At 32.5% G+C, this 20,816-nt stretch carries 19 protein-coding genes; 9 read left to right on the top strand and 10 right to left on the bottom strand.

Annotation, left to right across the window (positions count from 1 at the left end; all coding sequences use genetic code 11):
• Positions 1 to 41 precede the first annotated feature (41 nt).
• Positions 42 to 674 (bottom strand): hypothetical protein, encoded by a 633-nt coding sequence (locus FDY99_RS04745; protein ID WP_139419586.1) that lies wholly within the window; start codon positions 672 to 674, stop codon positions 42 to 44.
• 107 nt (positions 675 to 781) lie between these two features.
• Here FDY99_RS04745 and lipA point away from each other — a divergent pair, with 107 nt between their 5' ends.
• Positions 782 to 1,648 (top strand): lipoyl synthase, encoded by an 867-nt coding sequence (lipA, locus tag FDY99_RS04740; RefSeq protein ID WP_139419585.1) that lies wholly within the window; start codon positions 782 to 784, stop codon positions 1,646 to 1,648.
• A gap of 180 nt (positions 1,649 to 1,828) precedes the next feature.
• The gene (locus FDY99_RS04735; protein ID WP_139419583.1) at positions 1,829 to 3,031 is read left to right on the top strand and encodes an MFS transporter; all 1,203 of its coding nucleotides are present in this window, start codon (positions 1,829 to 1,831) and stop codon (positions 3,029 to 3,031) included.
• A gap of 35 nt (positions 3,032 to 3,066) precedes the next feature.
• On the opposite strand, the gene FDY99_RS04730 is transcribed toward FDY99_RS04735, so the two are convergent.
• Positions 3,067 to 3,447 carry a SpoIIAA family protein gene (locus FDY99_RS04730; protein ID WP_102978394.1) on the bottom strand — a complete coding sequence of 127 codons (381 nt, stop codon included), beginning with the start codon at positions 3,445 to 3,447 and terminating at the stop codon, positions 3,067 to 3,069.
• Between the two features lie 111 nt (positions 3,448 to 3,558).
• Between FDY99_RS04730 and FDY99_RS04725 the strand changes: the two genes are divergently transcribed.
• On the top strand, positions 3,559 to 4,764 hold the full coding sequence (locus FDY99_RS04725) for an NAD(P)/FAD-dependent oxidoreductase (protein ID WP_139419581.1): 1,206 nt from the start codon (positions 3,559 to 3,561) through the stop codon (positions 4,762 to 4,764).
• Between the two features lie 8 nt (positions 4,765 to 4,772).
• Here FDY99_RS04725 and FDY99_RS04720 read toward each other — a convergent pair whose 3' ends face one another.
• Complete coding sequence (locus FDY99_RS04720) at positions 4,773 to 5,348, bottom strand: Crp/Fnr family transcriptional regulator (RefSeq protein ID WP_162304142.1); 576 nt, start codon at positions 5,346 to 5,348, stop codon at positions 4,773 to 4,775.
• 215 nt (positions 5,349 to 5,563) lie between these two features.
• Between FDY99_RS04720 and FDY99_RS04715 the strand changes: the two genes are divergently transcribed.
• Entirely contained in the window at positions 5,564 to 6,241 is a 678-nt protein-coding gene (locus FDY99_RS04715; RefSeq protein WP_139419576.1) for a hypothetical protein, read from the top strand.
• Between the two features lie 53 nt (positions 6,242 to 6,294).
• Here the strand turns inward: FDY99_RS04715 and FDY99_RS04710 are convergent, their stop codons facing one another.
• The 5 genes from FDY99_RS04710 to FDY99_RS04690 form a co-directional block, all read right to left on the bottom strand.
• The gene (locus tag FDY99_RS04710; RefSeq protein WP_139419574.1) at positions 6,295 to 7,488 is read right to left on the bottom strand and encodes a vWA domain-containing protein; all 1,194 of its coding nucleotides are present in this window, start codon (positions 7,486 to 7,488) and stop codon (positions 6,295 to 6,297) included.
• 143 nt (positions 7,489 to 7,631) lie between these two features.
• Positions 7,632 to 9,227, bottom strand: coding sequence for a DUF4139 domain-containing protein (locus FDY99_RS04705; RefSeq protein WP_139419572.1), 1,596 nt, complete (start codon positions 9,225 to 9,227; stop codon positions 7,632 to 7,634).
• 140 nt (positions 9,228 to 9,367) lie between these two features.
• Positions 9,368 to 10,042, bottom strand: a complete 675-nt coding sequence (locus FDY99_RS04700; protein WP_139419571.1) for an SIMPL domain-containing protein — start codon at positions 10,040 to 10,042, stop codon at positions 9,368 to 9,370.
• 121 nt (positions 10,043 to 10,163) lie between these two features.
• Positions 10,164 to 11,234 (bottom strand): hypothetical protein, encoded by a 1,071-nt coding sequence (locus FDY99_RS04695; RefSeq protein WP_139419569.1) that lies wholly within the window; start codon positions 11,232 to 11,234, stop codon positions 10,164 to 10,166.
• A 91-nt stretch (positions 11,235 to 11,325) separates the two neighbouring features.
• Positions 11,326 to 11,901 carry a hypothetical protein gene (locus FDY99_RS04690; protein WP_139419567.1) on the bottom strand — a complete coding sequence of 192 codons (576 nt, stop codon included), beginning with the start codon at positions 11,899 to 11,901 and terminating at the stop codon, positions 11,326 to 11,328.
• A 166-nt stretch (positions 11,902 to 12,067) separates the two neighbouring features.
• Between FDY99_RS04690 and FDY99_RS04685 the strand changes: the two genes are divergently transcribed.
• From FDY99_RS04685 to FDY99_RS04675, 3 genes are all read left to right on the top strand, one after another.
• Positions 12,068 to 13,822, top strand: a complete 1,755-nt coding sequence (locus FDY99_RS04685; protein ID WP_228448738.1) for a tetratricopeptide repeat-containing sensor histidine kinase — start codon at positions 12,068 to 12,070, stop codon at positions 13,820 to 13,822.
• Between the two features lie 26 nt (positions 13,823 to 13,848).
• Positions 13,849 to 14,583, top strand: a complete 735-nt coding sequence (locus tag FDY99_RS04680; RefSeq protein ID WP_139419564.1) for a LytR/AlgR family response regulator transcription factor — start codon at positions 13,849 to 13,851, stop codon at positions 14,581 to 14,583.
• 174 nt (positions 14,584 to 14,757) lie between these two features.
• The gene (locus FDY99_RS04675; protein WP_139419562.1) at positions 14,758 to 15,297 is read left to right on the top strand and encodes a lipocalin family protein; all 540 of its coding nucleotides are present in this window, start codon (positions 14,758 to 14,760) and stop codon (positions 15,295 to 15,297) included.
• A 135-nt stretch (positions 15,298 to 15,432) separates the two neighbouring features.
• Here FDY99_RS04675 and FDY99_RS04670 read toward each other — a convergent pair whose 3' ends face one another.
• Complete coding sequence (locus tag FDY99_RS04670) at positions 15,433 to 15,909, bottom strand: DUF7832 domain-containing protein (protein WP_139419560.1); 477 nt, start codon at positions 15,907 to 15,909, stop codon at positions 15,433 to 15,435.
• Positions 15,910 to 16,022: 113 nt separating this feature from the next.
• On the opposite strand from FDY99_RS04670, the gene FDY99_RS04665 reads away from it, so the two are divergent.
• On the top strand, positions 16,023 to 17,273 hold the full coding sequence (locus tag FDY99_RS04665) for a CinA family nicotinamide mononucleotide deamidase-related protein (RefSeq protein ID WP_139419558.1): 1,251 nt from the start codon (positions 16,023 to 16,025) through the stop codon (positions 17,271 to 17,273).
• A 79-nt stretch (positions 17,274 to 17,352) separates the two neighbouring features.
• Complete coding sequence (locus FDY99_RS04660) at positions 17,353 to 19,404, top strand: M13 family metallopeptidase (RefSeq protein ID WP_139419556.1); 2,052 nt, start codon at positions 17,353 to 17,355, stop codon at positions 19,402 to 19,404.
• 45 nt (positions 19,405 to 19,449) lie between these two features.
• On the opposite strand, the gene FDY99_RS04655 is transcribed toward FDY99_RS04660, so the two are convergent.
• The gene (locus FDY99_RS04655; protein WP_139419554.1) at positions 19,450 to 20,694 is read right to left on the bottom strand and encodes an erythromycin esterase family protein; all 1,245 of its coding nucleotides are present in this window, start codon (positions 20,692 to 20,694) and stop codon (positions 19,450 to 19,452) included.
• Positions 20,695 to 20,816: the final 122 nt, after the last annotated feature.

Below are 20,816 nucleotides of genomic sequence, written 5' to 3'. Positions count from 1 at the left end.
GTCAAGGTACAAAACCTTGACAAGGCTTTTCCGAAAACTGTTTACAAATAAACATCCTCCTTCGTTTTAGGAAGAATAATTTTTCTTTGCTTCTCTTGATTTCTGTTTTGAAGATTAATTTTCATTCCTTTTTTTATAAAAATCTCGTTTTTAGATTTTCCGTATTCTTTAGTATTTACAACTTCTTTATTAAAAATTAGTTTTCCGGTTGAAAGATTAAAATCTACGGTAGTCCAATATTCTTCTGGTTTTCCGCCTTCTGAAGAAAATCCTATTAATTCAAAATGTCCGTTTTGAAATCTGTATTTATCTGTGCCTCCCCATTTCCAGCTGCTTCCTCCATAATGAGTAATGCTTAAAATACCTTTTTCAATGGTTGTGCTCATATAAGGATCACCCATCATTCCACCATCTTTACTTTTTAAAATTGCATTTCTGGATTTTTCTAAAACCGTCCATTTATTATTAATTTTCTTCAAAATTTGGATCTCTCGAATATTGCCATAATCATTGTTGGATGTAATGTCATAAACAATTACTTTCTCCGGAACTTTATCTCCATCCAAATCTCCATCAACAGTTTCATTAACCGTTGAGCCTTTTGGTTGAAATTCTTTTTGAGCAAAACAAAATGTACTGAAAATAATGGATAGAAAGCAAACTGTAGTCTTCATAACAAATATTGAATCTTAAAATTACAAAATTATCTGTTTCATCAATGTCTGTCTTTGATTGTTTCGATAAAAAAATCACTAACTTTGAACCTCAATTTGAGAGATAAATGGAGAATTTAGTTCAAGATACTACCGTTCAAAAACCAAAATGGATTCGTGTAAAACTTCCTACCGGAAAGAATTACAAAGAATTGAGAACTTTGGTTGATAAATATAAATTAAATACAATTTGCCAAAGTGGAAGCTGCCCAAATATGGGTGAATGTTGGGGAGAAGGAACGGCAACTTTCATGATTTTAGGAAATATCTGTACCCGAAGCTGCGGATTTTGCGGTGTAAAAACCGGAAAACCAATGGATGTAAACTGGGATGAACCTGAAAAAGTGGCTCGTTCAATTAAATTAATGAAGATCAAACACGCTGTTTTAACTTCCGTTGATCGTGACGATTTAAAAGATATGGGTTCTATTCTTTGGGGTGAAACTGTAAATGCAGTAAGAAGAATTTCTCCGGGAACAACGATGGAAACTTTGATACCGGATTTTCAAGGTTTGACTAAACACTTAGACAGATTGGTAGATGTTGCTCCGGAAGTGATTTCTCACAACATGGAAACGGTAAAACGTTTGACAAGAGAAGTGAGAATTCAGGCTAAATATGAAAGAAGTCTTGAGGTTTTAAGATATTTAAAAGAAGCAGGACAAAACAGAACAAAAACCGGATTGATGCTTGGTTTAGGTGAAGAAAAAGATGAGGTTTTCCAGACTATCGAAGACATTAGAAATGCGAATGTTGACGTTATTACAATGGGACAATATTTACAGCCGACAAAAAAACATCTTCCAGTAAAGAAATTTATCACTCCTGAAGAGTTTGATGAATTCGGAGATTTTGCTAGAAGTTTGGGTTTCAGACACGTTGAAAGTTCGCCTTTGGTGAGAAGTTCCTACCACGCAGAAAAACATATTCATTAAAATATAAATCGCTTCATTTTTTGAGGCGATTTTTTTGATTCAAAGATTGGTTAAGTTGATTTAATTATAGTTCTGATATAAAATTTATATCAAACCTTTCAACATTTTCTTTCCAATTATAGTTACTTTTGTGCTTTTAAAAGAAGCAATGGGGGTGTTGCTTTAAATAATTATTGATTAATGATGTTTGATAAAAGAATTTTGCCTTTGGCAATCGGTGGTTTGGCAATCGGAACTACAGAATTTACTATTATGGGATTGCTTCCCGATATTGCAAAAACACTGCAGATTACCATTCCGCAAGCTGGTCATTTAATTGCGGCGTATGCTTTGGGAGTAGTAATTGGAGCACCCATTTTGATTGGGTATTCCGTAAAATTTCCACCTAAAAAAGTATTGCTTGCTTTAATGGTAATTTTCACAATTTTTAATGCTTTATCTGCTATTGCGCCTGATTATAATTCGATGTTGATTATCAGATTTATGTCTGGTTTACCGCACGGTGCATTCTTCGGAGTAGGAACTGTGGTTGCATCAAGAATGGCAGGAAAAGGGAAGGAAGCTTTATATATTTCATTAATGTTTACCGGATTAACGGTTGCCAATTTGGCGATGGTTCCTTTGGTAACTTACATCGGACATGAATTTCACTGGCGTTGGTATTTTGCAATTGTTGGTGTTATTGGTATCGCCACTTTATTAGCTTTAAAACTTTGGCTTCCTGTAATGGAAAAAAAGGAAGACAGTCATTTCTTGGAAGAATTAAAATTCCTAAAAGGAAAACAATCTTGGTTGGTTTTAATGATTACAGCAATCGGTTTTGGTGGATTGTTTACTTGGTTTAGCTACATCACACCTTTAATGACGGTGGTTTCAAAAATTGAAAGCGGTTATATGGCTTATGTAATGATTCTTGCAGGCGCAGGAATGGTTGTTGGAAATTTGGCAGGTGGTTTTCTTTCAGACAGATTAGGCCCAGAAAAAACGTGTTCGTTATTATTGTTTTTAATGATGACCTCATTAGCAGGAGTATTTTTCCTTTCTCAATATCAAAGTATTTCGTTGATGTTAACCTTTATTTGCGGAGCTTTATCGATGTCGGTTGCGGCACCTATTAATATCATGATGATGAAAGCTGCGCCAAAAAGTGAAATGATGGCCGCTGCTTTTATGCAGGCTGCATTTAATATTGCAAATGCAATGGGTGCTTTCTTGGGCGGAATTCCTTTGGAACACGGGCTGTCTTACAATTATCCTTCGCTTGTAGGAGTCGGGATGACGGTGATTGGGTTAATTATTAGTATTGTTTATTTTTATCTATATAGATCATCAGATGAAGACGAAAAAGAAATAGCGGTAGAATGTGCTACCTGTGACCAATAAAAAAAGAGAAGCAATTGCTTCTCTTTTTTTATTAATTATTTATGAACTTCATTTCCGTTTTGACACCAATACAAAGCATTGTAGAGATTCTCTTTTGGAAAAGATTTAAATTCTCCGGGCATTAAAACACTAAAAATATCAGTGAAATTCTGCACTCCTTCCTCATCTGTTACAATGGCTGCTCTGTTCCATTTGGTAATATTTTTTATACCTAAAAGTGCATCCTGAAGCCAGGCTCCCATCGTAAAATTGCTTAAATCGGTATCTAAATAAAGGAGGTAATTTAATTCATCAAATTGTTCTACTTTATTCTTCACGTAAGGAATGACAAGATTCTCAAAATCTTCTTTGGTTACTTCACCAGTTGCATTGAAAGCTGCTACATTTTCCGGAGCATCATTAAGTATTGTTATCATAATTTATATTTTAAATGGTTTTGGTGATTTTATTTTATCAATAATTAAACCATAATTAATGAATAGGTACATTTAAGGCTCAATTATTGCTGAGATTTTGAAAATAAAACTATGGACTTGAAATCTAACGAACCTTTCTGGCTTTTAAAAAATGGTTTAATATCTTCCTATCCTTCCCTGAAATCTGATGAAGAATGTGATGTTCTTGTGATTGGTGGTGGAATTACAGGAAGTCTTATTGCCCATCAAATGATAAAAGACGGATATCAAACCATTTTAATTGATAAACGCGAAATCTGCAATGGAAGCACTTCAGCGACAACCTCGATGTTGCAGTATGAAATTGATACTCCGCTGTACGAATTGATTGAAATGATTGGTGAAAAAGGTGCGGTAGAAAGTTACAAAGCTTGTTCGAAATCTATAGATGACCTGGAAAAACTGACAAAAGAAATAAAAGCCCGATCTGGTTTTAAGAGAAAGCAGTCTTTATATTTTGCGTCGAAAAAGAAAGATGCGATTTGGCTGGAAAAGGAATATGAAGCCCGAAGAAAAGCAGGATTTGATGTGACATGGCTCGGAATTGAAGATATTGAAGAAAAATTCGGATTTCAAAATACATACGGTGGAATTTTATCTAAACAGGGAGCAAGTATCGATGCTTTTAAATTTGCTCACGAATTGCTGAGATTTAATGTCAATAAAGGTTTAAAAGTTTTTGATAAAACAGAAATGAAATCGGTGAAATATTTACGAGATCATAATTTGGCATTAACGACTGATGGCTTTAATATTAAAGCAAAGAAAATTATTTATTGTGTAGGTTATGAAAGTTCAACACTGATAAAGGAACATTTCGTAGATCTTAAAAGTACGTTTGCCGTAGTTTCTGAAATTGACAATGATAAATTTAAAAATATAGAACACACTCTTGTTTGGAATACAGATGATCCCTACATTTATATGAGAACGACAGATGATGAAAGACTTTTGATTGGCGGTGGAGACGAAGATTTTTCTGATCCACAAAAACGCGATTCTTTACTAAATAAAAAAGAAAAAGAAATTCTGAAAAACCTGAAAAGAATAAAACCTGATTATCATTTTTACACTGATTTTGTGTGGGCGGGAACTTTTGGTGAAACGAAAGATGGACTTCCATACATCGGCGCTCATGAAGGTTTCAAAAACTCGTATTTCGTTTTAGGATTTGGTGGAAACGGAATTACTTTTTCTGTCACAGGAATGGAAATGGCTTCGGCTTTTATGAAAAATAAAAAACACAAGCTTTCTGAATATTTTAAATTTAGAAGATAGATTTTATATTATTTTGTGCTGAAATATCTTTTTTTTAACCGACTCAAAGAAACAGGATGCATTCCTAAATATGTTGCCAAATCTTTAGATTTTACACGTAAAATTAATTTAGAATTTTGGCTAAGTAATTCAAGATATCTTTCTTCGGGAGTTAGATGAAGAAAAGAGTGAAAGTGGTTATATATATTCATAGCTGTGCTTTTCCAATACATTAGAAGCAATATTGCGATATTTGGATATTCCTGAATGGCATTTTCCATGTCTTGATAATTCAATAAAAATAATGTTGTTTCTTCTAATGTTTCATAAGTAAATGAGGAAGGTTGCTTAAGCGCTAAAACTTCTATTGACCCATATACATCATTCTCTGGAACCAGCCAAACAGTCTTATCATTTTTATCATATACCCTTATTAAACCCTTTATTACAATACCAACTTGGCTGAGTAGTTCTCCTCGATGTAATACTATTTTATTTGCAGGATAATCAATAATTTGTACCATTTCGAGTAATTTATCTCTATCCTTATCAGTCAAAAAACTATTTTGCTCGAAATAGGTTTTAGTAAATTCATTAGATTTCATATTATTCATTTGTGCTATATCAAAGCTAATAAAAAAATATTTTCTGCATAATATATTTTTTAAATTTTAATAGTATTTAATTAACTGATGTTATTTATTTCTTAGCATTAGTTAATTATTATATTGCATTGGTTAATTAATAAGTGGTTATGTGGTTATGGTAATAATAAAAACATAGTTTTGTTAAGAAATTTTCATATTTAAAATAACAAGTAATGGAAAAGGAAAATATTATTTTAGTACTATTCCTGATGATAGGTATAACCTGTTATGCACAGGTAGGGATTAATACAGAAGACCCACAAGCCACTTTAGACATTAACGGTAATTTGCGAATACGTACTGTAGAAAAATGCTCTGGACTGCCTTGTACAGACTCTATTTTGGTAAAAACCAATGGAGGATATATTCAGAGTATTTCAAAAGCTCAATTGGCTATATCAAACAATGTATCATTTGTATCTGGTACAGGTAGTGGCAGTACAATTTTAGCTAACGTAATAATTATTTCAGACTGGAGGAGAATTCAGTTCGACAAAGAAATAATTGATGAAAATAATGATTTTGATGTTATCACAAATACTTTTACGGCACCGAAAGACGGTATTTATAAAGTCTATGTACAAAGTAAAACCTCTTCTTTAATTTCTGCCGGAGATTTCGGAGTTGGTATTTTTGTACAAAGGGGTATGAATGCTCCTGAGTTAGTAGCAGAAGAAAATTATGTTAACGTAAGTGTTTTAGGAATTTCAGTATCTCCCCCCACAAGAAGCACACAGATATTATTGGCATTAAATTTTGGTGATAAGATTATCTTTGGTGTTAAATCTATACTTTCAGTTGATCTTTTATCTGAAACCAGTTCTTTTTTTACAATTAATCAGGTTAAGTAAAATTTCATATGAGGTATCAAGAAAACCGTTTCAATTGAAACGGTTTTTACAATTTATAAACTATAACCATTTTTTTTGCTGATTTCCAATAGTGATCTCTCAATCGCTTTTCCTAAGTCATCGCCTTCAGAACTTCCTCGTTTTTTGGTTTCAATATCAATAAATTCCTGTCTTTTTCTTGCGAGAACTTCAATTTCTTTTTGAATTTTATCTCGGTCTGCAGATTTTTGAACCACAATTTTTTTGATTTCATCTTTGCTTTTTCCTTTTAATTCAGAAGGTAATTCATCCTCTTTTATTGATGAAATGTAGCTTTTGTCTTTTTCAACTTTATCTACCAAATCCCAATGATCATTTTTGTAAGCGTTTTTCTTCGACTTACTTACTGCTCTTTCAACAGCATTCGAAGCAGATTGCATTTCTGCATTTGAATCTTGGGTCGTTTGCTTATTTTTCATTTCATAACCACGGCTTCCGTAAGAAATATAAGTGTCGTTTAGCTTGGAATTGTATTGTGAAATTTTCACATCATAAGGCGTTTCAATATAAATTACTTTTTGGTCGCTGTCAATATTAAAATATTTTCCGTCTCCTAAGCTCGCTCCGTTTTGCCAATGCGATTGAATGCCTTCTTCACGGCTTCCGCAGAAGATCGTATTCGTGTAAATGTTTTTGGTTTTAGCTTTAGAAATAACATCTTTATAACTGATTTTTCCTTGGTCGAAAGGTTCATTTCCGGCGATGTAAATAAGTTTCATACTTTTTTCGTTTCCATCCCATTTCAAATTGGATGATGCATCACGAATGACTGCTCCGCAATATTCATTTCCGCCATTGGTTCTTAAAGCGAAAAGTTTTTCCGAAACTAAATCTAAATCTTGCGTTAACGGAGTTACTTGTCTGATGTAATTTTCATCTTTTAAACCATCATTTCCGTATTCATAAAGAGCAATTTCCACTTGTGGTGCTTGTCCGTTATATTTTAAAGTCGTCAGTGTATTAACGATATTCCAAAGTCTTGACTTTACCTGATCGATTAATCCATCCATACTGTTGGAAGTATCCAAAAGCAAAGCAACCTGAATTTTATTGTCTTTTGAAACCAAAATTTGTGGTTGATTTGAAATGTTACTCTCTATAATTTCTCTTTCGTTGGCTTTGCTGCTGCAACGGTTATCTGAAATTTTACCTGCACTCAAAAAAGCGAATACGCTTGCTGTTACTGTTAAAACTTTTAATGTGTTCATATTGTATGTTTTTAATGATTTTTTATTTTGTTACGAGGTATGAGTTACGGGTTGCGAGATTCAAGATTCGAGGTTTGAGATTTGAGATTCACAACACGAATCAGCCAAGTTATAACTCGAATTCCGTATCTCGAAACTCGAAATTACCTACTGTAATACTGAATCTGCATTTCCTTCGGATATTTTACTTCATAAGAGAAATTGATTTTTTCTGAAGCTCCGCTGTTGATCTTTCTGTTCCAAAGAATGCTTCCTGCTTTAATATCAAAATCTCCGTCGCCGATGTTTAAAGTTTTCACTGTGATTTTCTGATTTTCACTTAATGGAATCTGGTCTAAAACCTCCAGCTCGATACTTTCTTTCGTATTATTTCTAATGGATATTTCGTAAGATTCTGTTTCCCATTTATTAGAATTGAAAGATTTTTGAGCTGTTTTATCTTCAATTTTGATACGTTTTGCCACAATTCTTTCATCTACACCAAGAGAAATAGGGAATTCATCTTTCACATAATTGCTTGTAATATTGGTTTTTCCGATATAGTTATCTTCAAAATAAATATTCGCTTCACCTGAAATAAGATTTAAATTTTGCCAGTTTTTTACAAAAGCCATTAAGAAAACCTGATTGTTTAGTTTCGGAACCGTATGATACTTGAAATTAGCTTCTACATTTTTCTTATCTAAAATCACATATTGCTCTTTTTCCTGACTTACGATGGTTTGATTGTAATTCAATTCATACAGAATGTTCATCTGATTATCCGAAACTGTCGCAACAGGAATCTGACTTGGTGCAGCAGTTTCTGCTCTCATCTGATAAGAATTCGACATTTCTGCTTTCGCTTTTTGCATATAACCTACTTTTGCATCCTCATTATTGTAAGCCGTATATTCTGCGACGTACAATGGCGATAAAATTGGTCTGTTTTGGTTGTAAGAAGGTCTGTAAGTGGACACGAAAAGTTTCACATTGTTCCAGTCTTGTCCGGTTTTCTGATAAATTTTTCCTTTATAGACAATTTCTAAAGGTTTCTTCGTAGACAAAGCTCTCAAATCATAAGATGGAACCCAGCCTGCATTTGAAACGATATAACTTACTCCAAGATTCAGATTCATTTCATTGTCGGCAAGAATTTCAAGAATTAATTCTTTTCTGTTTTGTGTTTTATGAGTCTGTTCTTCAGAAAATTGTTTGTTGATTTTAGCAATGCTTTCATCAAGCGTAGTTTTTTGTTCAGTCAGAAGAAAAACCTGATTATCGATTTCCAGCATTCTTTTTCTGTAAAATTCAGTCAGTTTTATCAACTGTTCTTGGGGAGTTGATTTATCGTTGGTTGAAACTTTAAGATTATCATTAATGATATTTTGTTCGCCCGTCAGATTTTTAATTTGAATATTCAATAAATTGACCTGTCTCTGAATTTTTTTTCTTTCATCATCCAGTTTTTTTTCGCCATCGGTCAGTTCATCGTTTTTAAGATAATTGCTTTGCGGAGTGATTGATAAAAGGGTAGTGTTTTTTTCAAGATTGATTTTGTAAGTATTTTCATCCAGATCATTCGGAAGGTTAATGATTTTCACGGTGTTTCTTCCTTTTTGAAGAGTAACGTTTGTGCTTCCAAAAACTTTCGCGCCCTGCAAAAATACAGTCGCCTGTTTTACGTCGATTTCTTTTTTAATTTCCTGAGATTTAAAAAACGAAACCATCAAAATGAGTATTAAAATAGAGTGTCGCATAGTTTATTATTTTAAAGTTCTACAGTAATATTACTTTGATTAGAAACCCAAAATCGGAAGACTTGGTGAACCGAGGTTTTCACTTGGTGGAAGTTTTTAAGCGAAAAAAAGACAGCCATTTCTGACTGCCTCTTAAAAAACTAAAGAATTTCGTATTTTGTTTTGATGCTGTATTTCAGCTTGATATTTTCGATGTTGTCGAACGAATAATCCATACTTTGGTCGGCTGCTTCCAACTGTACATTTGCCATTTTACTTCTGTAAGCAACGGGCATAATAGAATCGCTCATGTAATCTTCAATTTCAATGATTTCAATTGCATCTCCTGTCTTTTTGTTGATGCTTCCCAAAAGATAATCAGCTTTCTCTTTCGCCGCTTTCAACGCATTGATTTTAACCGTTTTTCTGAAATCTGCAATCTTTGTGTTTTTGATTTCAGCAATATTCAGATTGCTTACCCATTTTTGGTTTAAATCTTCGAAAAGCTTACTCACATTGGTTTTTGCATTAACTTTAAACTGAAAGCTTTTGGTAAACTTCGTTGTTTTCGAATATAAATTCTGATACATCGATTTAAATTTAATGTCTTCATTTTTTACACCGTTGTTTTTCAGTGTTTCAAATAAAAGTTTTTCGCTGTTTGCCAATTGATTTTTGTTGTCGGCTTTTATACCGATGCTAAAGATGATCTCATCCGGTTCTACTTCCATTTCGGCAACTCCGGTTACTTCAATTGCGTTTTTTTTGATTTCCTGCGCATTCACCAAACTTCCTGCTGCAAAGATTCCTACTAATAAAAGGTGTTTCAGTTTCATAATGTATGTATTTATTATTTTAAAATTTCTTGTTTTAAATTTCTAAAGTAAAATTACCACGATTTGAAACTGAAATTTTGAAGACTTGGTGAACTGAAGTTTTCACTTGGTGAAAGAAAGGTCAATCAACCAAAAAATGAAATCTATCCTGCAATACATTCATTTTTTTGTATTGAATAGGTTTAGCATGAATCATTTGATGATCAAAAGAAAAAATAATGGTGCTGTCTTTCTTATTTTTCATTAATAAATGTTTGGAAATATGATGTTGATTATCTTCAGGGATAATTTGATGATCAAGAGAAATATCATAATGAAAAGAAACCATCTTTTCTGAAGACCCTTCCATTAAAATCAGGTATTGGTCTTTATGAAAGAATAAATATTGGTAAGGGCTTTCGGAAGAAATTACTTGATAAGATCCCGTTAAATTGAATGAATTATCTTTATTTTCTGCATCGAAATCATTATTGAAATATGGTATTCCGATTTTTATAAATACAGTTCCTAAAATAAGAATCTTAAAAAAGGTTTTATACGGAAGAAATAAAGTTTGGTCAAAAAAAGTTTTTTTCGGTAGACTAATGATTTTCAAAATAAGTTCCCATCCGCTTTTTCTGACCAAAAATAAGGTCATTAAAAGTAAAATCAGTGAAAATAATTTTACAGAAATATCAAAACTGATATTGATGATCAATATCTGAGCGAAACTAATGATTACCAATAATAATCCCAAAAATCGGGTACGCTGGAATAACAATAAAATTCCTGCAAGAAGTTCAACTGAACCAGTAATGTTATTATAAATTTTAGAAGTCCCAATCGTACTCCAGAATAAAATATCTTTGTCTAGATTTCCGAATCTTGTGAACAGAATATTCGGTTCAGGTGTGGGAAATTGAGCTTTAAAAATTTTATCAACACCGTATTTTATCAATACAACAGAAATGTAAATTACACAAACATATTCTGTTATTAATAGAAAATGTTTACTCCATTTTTCCTTGATCAGAAAACAAAATATTATCGACGTAAGAAGTAAAATGATGATTAAAACCAACATCGAATAACTATCTGAGCTATAATCTATTCTGCTATTCTTTTTATTGAAGAAAAATTCTAAAATAAAACCTGTAAAATCTCCAAAAATAAAATCCGTAATTTTTAACTGGAAATCATTAAAAAAACTCAACGGAAAAAATAGAATAAACTGCAGAAAAAAAACACCGCAAAAAACAGTAGCCTGTCTAAAAAATATTGATTTAAATTTCACAGAAATACTCTTAACGATTTTTTCTATAAATAAAAACAGACGCAAACACAGCGATACTTAATACAAGCAAATACATGATTTCCTCTTTTGACTTGAAAGATTTTATCTCAGCCGTTTTTATAACTTTTTTAGACGTAATTGGTTTGTATTCTTTAGTTTTCTTGTCATATTTTAGAAAAACGGTGCTGTCAATATCATTTTGAAAGTTGTAATCTCTTTTTAATTCTTTTTTTACAGCTTCTATATTTTCTTTGGAAAAAACGGGATGATTGTAAACGGTATCTCTTCCCGGTTTCCATTTTTGAGGATCTGCATTTCCTCTGATTTTACAGTAGTTTGAGGTAACAATAACGCTTTTTTTATCATCAATAATAATGACGCTGTCTAATTTTGAATTGGTTACATACCTTTGAGGAGCCATTCCAAGATTAGAGTAATTGGTATTGTAACTGTCTTCCACAATACTTTTTTCAAAATATTTCATATCTCCACTGTGGCTTTTGTAGGATATTAATTTGGTTTGAGAAAAAATCTGGCAACTTGAAAATACCAAAGCAAAATGAACTAAATAGGATAAATTTTTCATGAGAATTAAGTTTAAATTATATCACAAACTTATTGGTCTTTTCACAGTAATTTAAAGTCAACTTGGTGAATACCAATTTTCACTTGGTGAATAGTTTTTGGTAAACTATATATATGTATATCTTTGTTTTATGAAAATGTTTCGGTTTTTTATACTCTTTTTATTTATGATTTTTGGGAATGTCCTGTATTCTCAAAGCACTAATAATGTATCGAAAGAAGTTGAAGCTGAAAGCGAAAAACTGAAAAAAGCCGTTGATACCAAAAACGAATCTGCAGAAGCCGACTCTTATTACAATATTGGCGAAACATTTTTTAATGATAGAAATTTTTCTAAAAGTGAAGAATATTTTCTAAAATCTAAAAACCTCTACGAAAAGCTGAATGACAAGCAAAATCTTGAAAAAGTAATCCGAAAACTGGCTCAGTCTCAGGAAAATCAGAATAAGCTAAAATCTGCGCAAAGCAATTACCAAAAGGCTTCAAAAATTGGATATTCTAAATCAAAAAGAAGTTTGAATGCGAATGACGCTTCAAGACTTTCTTCTCCGGCGTCAGAAAATAAAGCTGAAGCTATTCAGAATAATATTCAGATTAGTGAAAAAGAAAACAATAAACAAGATCTTGCCGCAAGTTATAGCCAAATGGCGGATGTAAATATTGAAAATAAAAATATTCCGAAAGCCGAAGAAAACCTGAATACAGCTTACCAAATTTCGAAAGAACAGGCGCCGCAACAAGCTTTGGCAATCAATCAAAAATTGACCAATTTTTATGTCGACAATAAAGATTTTGATAAAGCGATAGAAGCTAAAAAATCTGTTTTAAAAGAGAATTTCGTTAAAGAAAATTCTCAGAAAAAAGTAGAGCAAATTCAGGAACTCGCAGAAATTTACATCAAAAAAAATGATCCAAAGGAAGCAATTGTTTTACTGAAAAATGCTTATGATATTGCTTTGCAGAAAGGTCACACTCTTGAAGCGCAGAAAAGTGTAAAAAAACTCGACAGTCTTTATAATATTTCTGAAAACACCAATGCTTCGGTACAGCTTTACCGTGATTTTCTCGGAAAATTACCTGATTTGGTTTCCAAAGACAGAAGTTTAGTTGATAATAAAATTCTTGAAGATACTGAGCAAAGAATTTCACAACTTGAGCAGGAAAAAAAACTGAAAGATGAGCTGATTCGCAAGAAAAACATTTTTAATTACAGTTTAATTGGTGTATTGGTTTTACTGACAGGTTTAATAATTTTCATTTTCAGAACCTTGAAAAAAGTTCAGATTAAAAACAAAAAAATTGCGTTACAATCGTTGCGTCGTGAGATGAATCCGCATTTTATTTTCAACAGTTTAAATTCTGTCAATCATTTTATTGCGACCAATAATGAACTGGAAGCCAATCAATATTTAACCAAATTTTCAAAATTAATGCGTGGTGTAATGGAAAATTCAAGTGAAGATTTCATACCGTTTCAGCAGGAATTAGATTTGCTCCAGAATTATCTGGCTTTAGAAAAAACACGTTTTTCCGATAAATTCGATTACGAAATTGAAGTTGATGAAAGCTTAAATACCCAAAGCCTAAAAGTTCCGGGAATGTTGATACAGCCATTTTTAGAAAATGCAGTTTGGCACGGCCTAAGATACAGAACAGATAAGGGATTTTTAAGTTTAAAATTTGAAAAAAATAACGATTCACTTAATGTTTTCATTGAGGATAACGGCATCGGAATTGAAGAAAGTAAAAAACAAAAAACCGAACATCAAAAAAGCAGAAAAGGTCGCGGTATGAAAAATACTTTGGAAAGAATTGCTTTATTGAATGATTTGTATAAACAAAACATTCAGTGCAAAATCACCGATAAAAAAGAAGAGCCAGGTGTTTTTGTTGAAATTTCATTCAAATTAATAAACAGTTAACCTCAACTTAATTTTAATCTAGAAAGATGAAAATAAAATCAGTAATCGTTGACGACGAAAAAATCGCAAGAGAAGTTCTGAGTAATTATCTCACAAAATACTGTCCGCAAATTGAGATTTTGGGAGAAGCCGAAAATATCAAAGAAGCCGTTCCTTTGATTGCGGAACATCAGCCACAGTTGGTTTTTTTGGATGTCGAAATGCCTTTCGGAAATGCTTTTGATGTTTTGGAAGCCACCAAAGAATTCTCTTACGAAACCATTTTTATCACGGCTTTTTCGCAATATTCTCTGCAGGCTTTAAACAAATCTGCGAGTTATTATATTTTAAAACCTATCGATATTCAGGAATTGATTTTGGCAGTGAATAAAGTCGCAGAAAGTATTGAAAAGAAAGACGAATTAAACCGAAACAAAATCCTCCTGGAAAATTTAAAATTAAAACCAGAAAAACAACAACTGATCCTCCCCACATTACAAGGTTTTGATGTCGTAAAAACGGAAGATATTGTAAGACTTCAGGCAGATGGAAATTTTACGCAGGTTTATCTTACAGACGGTTCAAAGAAGATGGTTTGCAGGTTTTTAAAGCATTTTGACGATTTGTTAGAAAACCCTTTCGTTCGAGTTCATCGCTCACATATCATCAATACTCATTTTGTAAGATCATATCATAAAAGTGGCACGGCAACTTTATCAGACAATTCAGAAATTGAAGTTTCAGGAAGTTTCAAAGACCAGTTTTTGAAAGTTTTTTCATGATTTTTGAGCAGTAATTTGAGCTATTTTTATTTTTAGGGCAGCTTTTCCGCCTTCCACTCCCGCTTTTTTGTTTCACAAAAAGAGCTCCGTTCAAGTCGGGCTGCAGCAATTCGATACTGAAATTACATTGAAAGGCATCATTTTTGAATTTTTACATCAATAAAATATTTCAACATGAAAACCTTACACAAAATAGCCATTCCCGTTTCTTTAGGTATTATCGGATTTTTAATATTCAATTCCTGTTCGGTCGGGATTCCAAAAGGCGCAACAGCCATCAAAAATTTTAATTCAGAAAAATACCTTGGAAGATGGTACGAAATTGCCCGTTTCGACTATAAATTCGAGAAAAATATGGATAATGTGACCGCCAATTATTCACTCAATCCTGACGGAACAATCAAAGTACAAAACAGAGGTTACGATTATGTAAAAAAAGAATGGAAAGAATCCATCGGAGAGGCAAAATTCGTAAACGATCAATCTGAAGCGAGACTGAAGGTTTCCTTTTTTAAACCGATTTGGGCGGGTTACAATGTGATTGATATTGATGATGATTATCAAAATGCTCTCGTCGTAGGAAACAGCACAAAATACATCTGGATCTTATCCCGAAATAAAGAAATTCCAAACAGTATCAAAGAAAGATTCTTAGCAAAAGCCCAGAAACTAGGCTATAATACTGATAATCTAATTTGGGTAAAACACAACTAGTCATTGCGAGAAGCGAAACGACGAAGCAATCTAAAAATAATTTAACATTCAGTTTGCCATTCTGACGAAGGAAGAATCTCTACAATAAAAAAAGATTCCTCATTTCATTGCGTTCAGAATGACAAACTGAATTATTTAATCTAAGCTTTTATACTCTTTCCATTCCTGAAAACGATGATCGATGATCTGCTTCATCAGATCATAATTTTCGTAGGTATCTTCAATATGATAAAAAGTTTCATATTCAAAATCATTTTCTTCGGCTACAGTGTCAAAAATATTGATGTAATCTGTAGCAAATGAACTGAATTTATCGGCGAAATCGGTTTCGTCAGCATAATAATCTTTGGCAAAACTATTTCCTAAATCATTCAAATCATATTCAGAAAATTTTCCGTCCATAGATTCGATGACAAAATCCGCTCCGGTGATTTCTCTTCTTTTTAATTTTTCGATTTCTTCTCCAGCATATTCTTTAAATTCTTCCGAAACCAAATCATTGTTAATACACCAATTCAAGAACATTCCGGTATGGGTAGCGCTGTTTTTTTCGGGAATTCCTTCCGGAAAATCTCCTCCATAATGCCACGAAGCATCATCATATTTAGTCATAATCTTTATTATAGTTTCAGACAGTTTAAACCAAAGATATAAAAAATCATTTTCTTTTGTTCACTACAGAGATTTTCACGTCATTTGTATGGAATTTATTCAAAATTAAACGCATGCAAAACGCAGTTCTTATTACCATTGGTGACGAAATTCTTTCAGGAAATACAGTTGATACCAATTCAAATTTTATTGCTACCGAACTTAAAAACATAGGCATCAAAGTTTCTCAGATCATTACCATTTCAGACGAAATAGAAACCATAAAAAGTACATTAAAGTCGGCTTTTGAAATGGGAAATTTAGTGATTACTACAGGAGGTTTGGGTCCAACAAGAGATGATAAAACCAAAAAAGCTTTGGCCGAATTTTTTGATGATGAAATTGCTTTGGATGAAGCTACTTTCGAACATCTTAAAGCATATATGGAAAGACGTGGTCGCATAGAAATTTTAGAAAGAAATCGTGAACAGGCTTTTGTGCCTACAAAATCTACAGTTTTTCAAAATCATTTCGGAACAGCGCCTTGTATGATGATGCAACAAAACGGAAAACTTTCTTTCAGTTTACCCGGTGTTCCGTACGAAGTAAAACCGTTGATAAAAGACCAGATTATTCCTTATTTAAAAGAAAAATTTAATCTTAATTATATTTCTACAAGAATCGTTTCTGTAGTCGGAATTCCCGAAAGTATTTTAGCAGACCAGATTGAAGAATGGGAACTTGCTTTACCGGAAAATCTTGCTTTATCTTATCTTCCTGTCGGAACAAGAGTGAAACTGAGATTAACTGCTACAGGAACTGATGAAAATCTGTTGCAAGTTCAGTTGGAAAATGAAATTCAAAAATTATTTCCGATTATCGGAGAAAATATCATTGCAACTTCCGAAGATAAAATAGAGAAAATTTTAGGTGAAATTTTAAGCGAAAAAAAATTAACCATTTCGACTGCTGAAAGTTGTACAGGCGGAGAATTGGCTCTTTTGATCACGTCAAATCCGGGAAGCTCAAAATATTTTATCGGAGGTATAGTACCTTATGCAACGCAGAAAAAAATAGATATTCTTCATGTTTCAGAAGGGATTATTGAACGATTTACGGTTGTAAGCGAGGAAGTTGCACGGGAAATGGCAGAAGGTTGCCAAAATTTATTTAAAACTGATATTTCTCTTTCTACAACGGGTGTTGCAGGTCCCGGAAAAGGTGAAGATGGAAAAGAGATCGGATTGGTTTATTACACGATAAAAGTGAAAAATGAATCTAAAACTTTTAAATTGTATATGCCTCATTTAGACAGACAAGATTTTATTTATTTTGTTTCTCAGAAAATTATTCAGGATTTGGTGGGGATTTTAATTGCTCAATAAAATCCAATTCACAAAATAAATTAACTTTACCGTAACAAAATTTAAATTAAATATACATATTGTGTAAATTATTATTACAATGAAAAAATTAACACTTTCTTTGTTTTTATTAGCTGGAGTTTGTTCACAAAATACATTGAACGCTCAGACTAAATCTACCAAAACAATTACTACTGATAAAGGTTTAGACATCAGTTTGATGGATAAATCTGTTCGCCCGCAAGATGATTTTTACAATTACGTGAGCGGAACTTGGATGAAAACTGCTAAAATCCCTTCTGATAAACCAACTTGGGGAAGTTTCAACAAACTGGCAGATGATACCGACAATAATTCAATGACGATCTTAAACTCTCTTCTTAAAGATAAATTTGCAGAAGGAAGTGAAGGTAAAAAAATCCAGGATTTGTACGCAACGTACATGAATATGGATAAGAGAAATGCAGACGGAATCAAGCCTATTCAGGAAAATATCGACAAAATTGATGCGATCAAGAATCTTGCTGATCTTCAGAATTATTTAATTTCAGTTACCAAAGACGGAGAAAATAACTTCTACGGATGGGGTGTTTATTCAGATCTTAAAGATTCTAATATGAATGCAGTTTACCTTGGTGATGCTTCATTAGGAATGGGTAGAGATTACTATCAAAAAGTAGATGCTAAAAACACAGAAGCTCTTGCAGAATATCAGAAGTATGTAGCTTCTATGCTGAAAGAATTAGGTTACAAAAACGCTGATGCAGCTGCAAAAGGAATTGTAGACTACGAAAAAAGCATTGCAAAACATTTGTTAACGAATGAGCAAAGCCGTGATAATACGCTTCAGTATAACCCTAAAACAATGGCTGAACTGAAAGCTTTGGTTAAAAATGTAGATATTCCTGCTTATCTTAAAAAAGTTGGAGTAAATACAGACAGAGTGATCATCGGTGAATTAGGATATTATAAAAACTTTGATCAATTGGTGAATGCTAAAACGCTTCCTGTAATCAAAGATTATTTGAAATTCCACATGATCAGCGGAAGTGCTTCTTATTTAAGTGAAAAATTAGGAGATGCAAAATTTGCTTTCTATGGTAAATATTTAAGAGGTCAGCAAGAGCAGAGAGCTTTAAACAAAAGAGGTTATGAGCTAATCAACGGTTCTTTGGGTGAAGCTTTCGGTAAATTATATGTTGAAAAATACTTCCCGGCTGAAGCAAAAGCTCAGATGGTTGAGTTGATCGATTACTTAAAGAAAAGTTTTGCAGTTCACATCAATGGTTTAACGTGGATGTCTGCTACAACTAAGGAAAAAGCAATGACTAAATTGAATAAATTTACAGTGAAAGTTGCTTATCCTGATACATGGAAAGATTATTCTAAATTGAATATCGTTCCTGAATCTAAAGGTGGAAATCTATATGCAAACCTTCAGAATATTTCTGAATGGCAGTACAATAAAGATTTAGCAAAAATCGGAAAACCTGTTGATAAAACAGAATGGGGAATGACTCCACAAACTGTAAATGCATATTACAACCCGGTATATAACGAAATCGTTTTCCCAGCTGCGATTCTTCAGCCACCTTTCTTCAATCCTCAAGCGGATGCTGCAGTTAATTTTGGTGGAATCGGTGCGGTTATTGGTCACGAAATGAGCCACGGATTTGATGATTCAGGAGCACAGTTTGACGCAGAAGGTAATTTAGTTGACTGGTGGACTCCGGAAGACAAAGCAAACTTCGAAAAAGCAACTAAAGCTTTAGCTTCTCAATATGACAAATACGAGCCTGTAAAAGGAACTTTCGTAAACGGTACATTTACAAACGGTGAAAACATTGCAGATTTAGGAGGTGTAAACATTGCTTACGATGCATTGCAAATGTATTTAAAAGATAAAGGAAACCCTGGATCAATCAGCGGTTATACTCAAGATCAAAGATTCTTCTTAAGCTGGGCAACCGTTTGGAGAACTTTATCAAGTGAAAAATATATGGTAAACCAAGTAAAAACAGATCCGCACTCTCCTGGATATTTCAGAAGTTTCGGTCCGTTAACAAATGTTGATGCTTTCTACAAAGCATTTGATGTGAAACCTGGTGATAAACTTTACAAAAAACCAGAAGACAGAATTAAAATCTGGTAATCAGTATTTAAAATATTCAAAACCGCTCAGAAATGAGCGGTTTTTTTATTTGACTAACAACTTAGATGCTGTGGATTTTTTGATGAAAATAATATAATCAAAATCTTCCGAAACATTTCCTGATTTGAAGTCTTTTTTATGTATTGCAGATCCTACTGTACGGTAATCAATTTTGTTTAAAAGCTTCTTTGCAAGCTTGTTATTTTCTTTTTTTATGTTTTTTAAATCTAAAATAAAGACTGGCACTTCAAAAGAGTTTAATAGTTCTTCTAATGAATTTTTAGAATTTTTCTCTAAATAAGTAGGTTTAATATCATTATCATTCATATCAACCACAGAATGAAAACCTTCGTAGAAAAATGTTCCGCAATTCACATAGTCATCCATTAATTTCTCTTTTAGAAATTTTCCTGTTTCTTCATCGGTTTTCTTTAGATGTGAATTATGTGCCCACAAAACAAAAGCAGATTCGGGATACTTATTGGTAAGCCACAAAATATTGTCTGCCATATATCGATTTCTTTTCCAATAAGTATTGTTAAGGTGTTGTTCTAAAAGAATAATATGCTGCAGAAACCAAGACTTATCTTCTTCATCCGATATATTTGAAGAAAGTGCTTTTATCTTATTCAGTTCTATTAAAGCTTCACTTTTTATATTTTTCTTTTCTGAAAGCTGATTTCCTTCAAGCTTGCTGAAGTCGTTGAGGTTTTTAAATAAAGCAATTAAATCATTATCCGGAATTTTATATTTACTCATCAACATTTTAAGCTGAACAACCGAACCTGTATAAGTGGTGTTGTCAAATCCTGTAAACCGTATTTTTTGAGCATGTTTATCATTGTATTTTTTCATCCATTCTACCATGCTTAGAATTTCATCGGTCTGATAAATCCACGATTTAATATTCATCAGATATTCTTTACCTGTTTTATTACCATTGATAATATATTCATTGAGTAAAATAGAATTCGGCATGGATGTTTCTATTGAAAAAACTCCGCCATTATTTTTCTGTAAAATATATCGGGTTAATTTATCTTTTACCTTAAAAATTTCACTTGATCCATGTGATGCCTCTCCTAAACCAACAATTTTGGCATTCGAAAAAAATTTATTAAAAACTAAAGAATCTTCTTTAAAGCCAACTTCCGGTTCATAAGATTGTAAAGGATAAACAAATTTTCTCAGGTATTCTTTTTCATCATTATCAATTACAGAGTTTTGAGAAGATTGTGAATAAATAGATTGTACTGTGAATGTGATTACTAATAAAACTAATTTTTTCAATGCAAATGTTTTTATTAATTTTTAATTACTTGTAAATGTACTCATTTATCTCTTTTTGTTGATTAATTGTTCTGAGTAAGATTTAACATAAATGCTTATATTTGATCAAACTGTTTTACACA

The sequence above is a fragment of the Chryseobacterium mulctrae genome (assembly GCF_006175945.1).
Lineage (GTDB): Bacteria > Bacteroidota > Bacteroidia > Flavobacteriales > Weeksellaceae > Chryseobacterium > Chryseobacterium mulctrae.
Note: the sequence above shows the minus strand (reverse complement) of the source record. Positions and strands in the feature narration are given on the sequence as shown.

Excerpts from the sequence above, each read along its gene's own strand:
- FDY99_RS04745 (WP_139419586.1), bottom strand. The coding sequence starts at position 674 with ATGAAGACTACAGTTTGCTTTCTATCCATTATTTTCAGTACATTTTGT.
- lipA (WP_139419585.1), top strand. The coding sequence starts at position 782 with ATGGAGAATTTAGTTCAAGATACTACCGTTCAAAAACCAAAATGGATT.
- FDY99_RS04735 (WP_139419583.1), top strand. The coding sequence starts at position 1,829 with ATGATGTTTGATAAAAGAATTTTGCCTTTGGCAATCGGTGGTTTGGCA.
- FDY99_RS04730 (WP_102978394.1), bottom strand. The coding sequence starts at position 3,447 with ATGATAACAATACTTAATGATGCTCCGGAAAATGTAGCAGCTTTCAAT.
- FDY99_RS04725 (WP_139419581.1), top strand. The coding sequence starts at position 3,559 with ATGGACTTGAAATCTAACGAACCTTTCTGGCTTTTAAAAAATGGTTTA.
- FDY99_RS04720 (WP_162304142.1), bottom strand. The coding sequence starts at position 5,348 with ATGAAATCTAATGAATTTACTAAAACCTATTTCGAGCAAAATAGTTTT.
- FDY99_RS04715 (WP_139419576.1), top strand. The coding sequence starts at position 5,564 with ATGGAAAAGGAAAATATTATTTTAGTACTATTCCTGATGATAGGTATA.
- FDY99_RS04710 (WP_139419574.1), bottom strand. The coding sequence starts at position 7,488 with ATGAACACATTAAAAGTTTTAACAGTAACAGCAAGCGTATTCGCTTTT.
- FDY99_RS04705 (WP_139419572.1), bottom strand. The coding sequence starts at position 9,227 with ATGCGACACTCTATTTTAATACTCATTTTGATGGTTTCGTTTTTTAAA.
- FDY99_RS04700 (WP_139419571.1), bottom strand. The coding sequence starts at position 10,042 with ATGAAACTGAAACACCTTTTATTAGTAGGAATCTTTGCAGCAGGAAGT.
- FDY99_RS04690 (WP_139419567.1), bottom strand. The coding sequence starts at position 11,901 with ATGAAAAATTTATCCTATTTAGTTCATTTTGCTTTGGTATTTTCAAGT.
- FDY99_RS04685 (WP_228448738.1), top strand. The coding sequence starts at position 12,068 with ATGATTTTTGGGAATGTCCTGTATTCTCAAAGCACTAATAATGTATCG.
- FDY99_RS04680 (WP_139419564.1), top strand. The coding sequence starts at position 13,849 with ATGAAAATAAAATCAGTAATCGTTGACGACGAAAAAATCGCAAGAGAA.
- FDY99_RS04675 (WP_139419562.1), top strand. The coding sequence starts at position 14,758 with ATGAAAACCTTACACAAAATAGCCATTCCCGTTTCTTTAGGTATTATC.
- FDY99_RS04670 (WP_139419560.1), bottom strand. The coding sequence starts at position 15,909 with ATGACTAAATATGATGATGCTTCGTGGCATTATGGAGGAGATTTTCCG.
- FDY99_RS04665 (WP_139419558.1), top strand. The coding sequence starts at position 16,023 with ATGCAAAACGCAGTTCTTATTACCATTGGTGACGAAATTCTTTCAGGA.
- FDY99_RS04660 (WP_139419556.1), top strand. The coding sequence starts at position 17,353 with ATGAAAAAATTAACACTTTCTTTGTTTTTATTAGCTGGAGTTTGTTCA.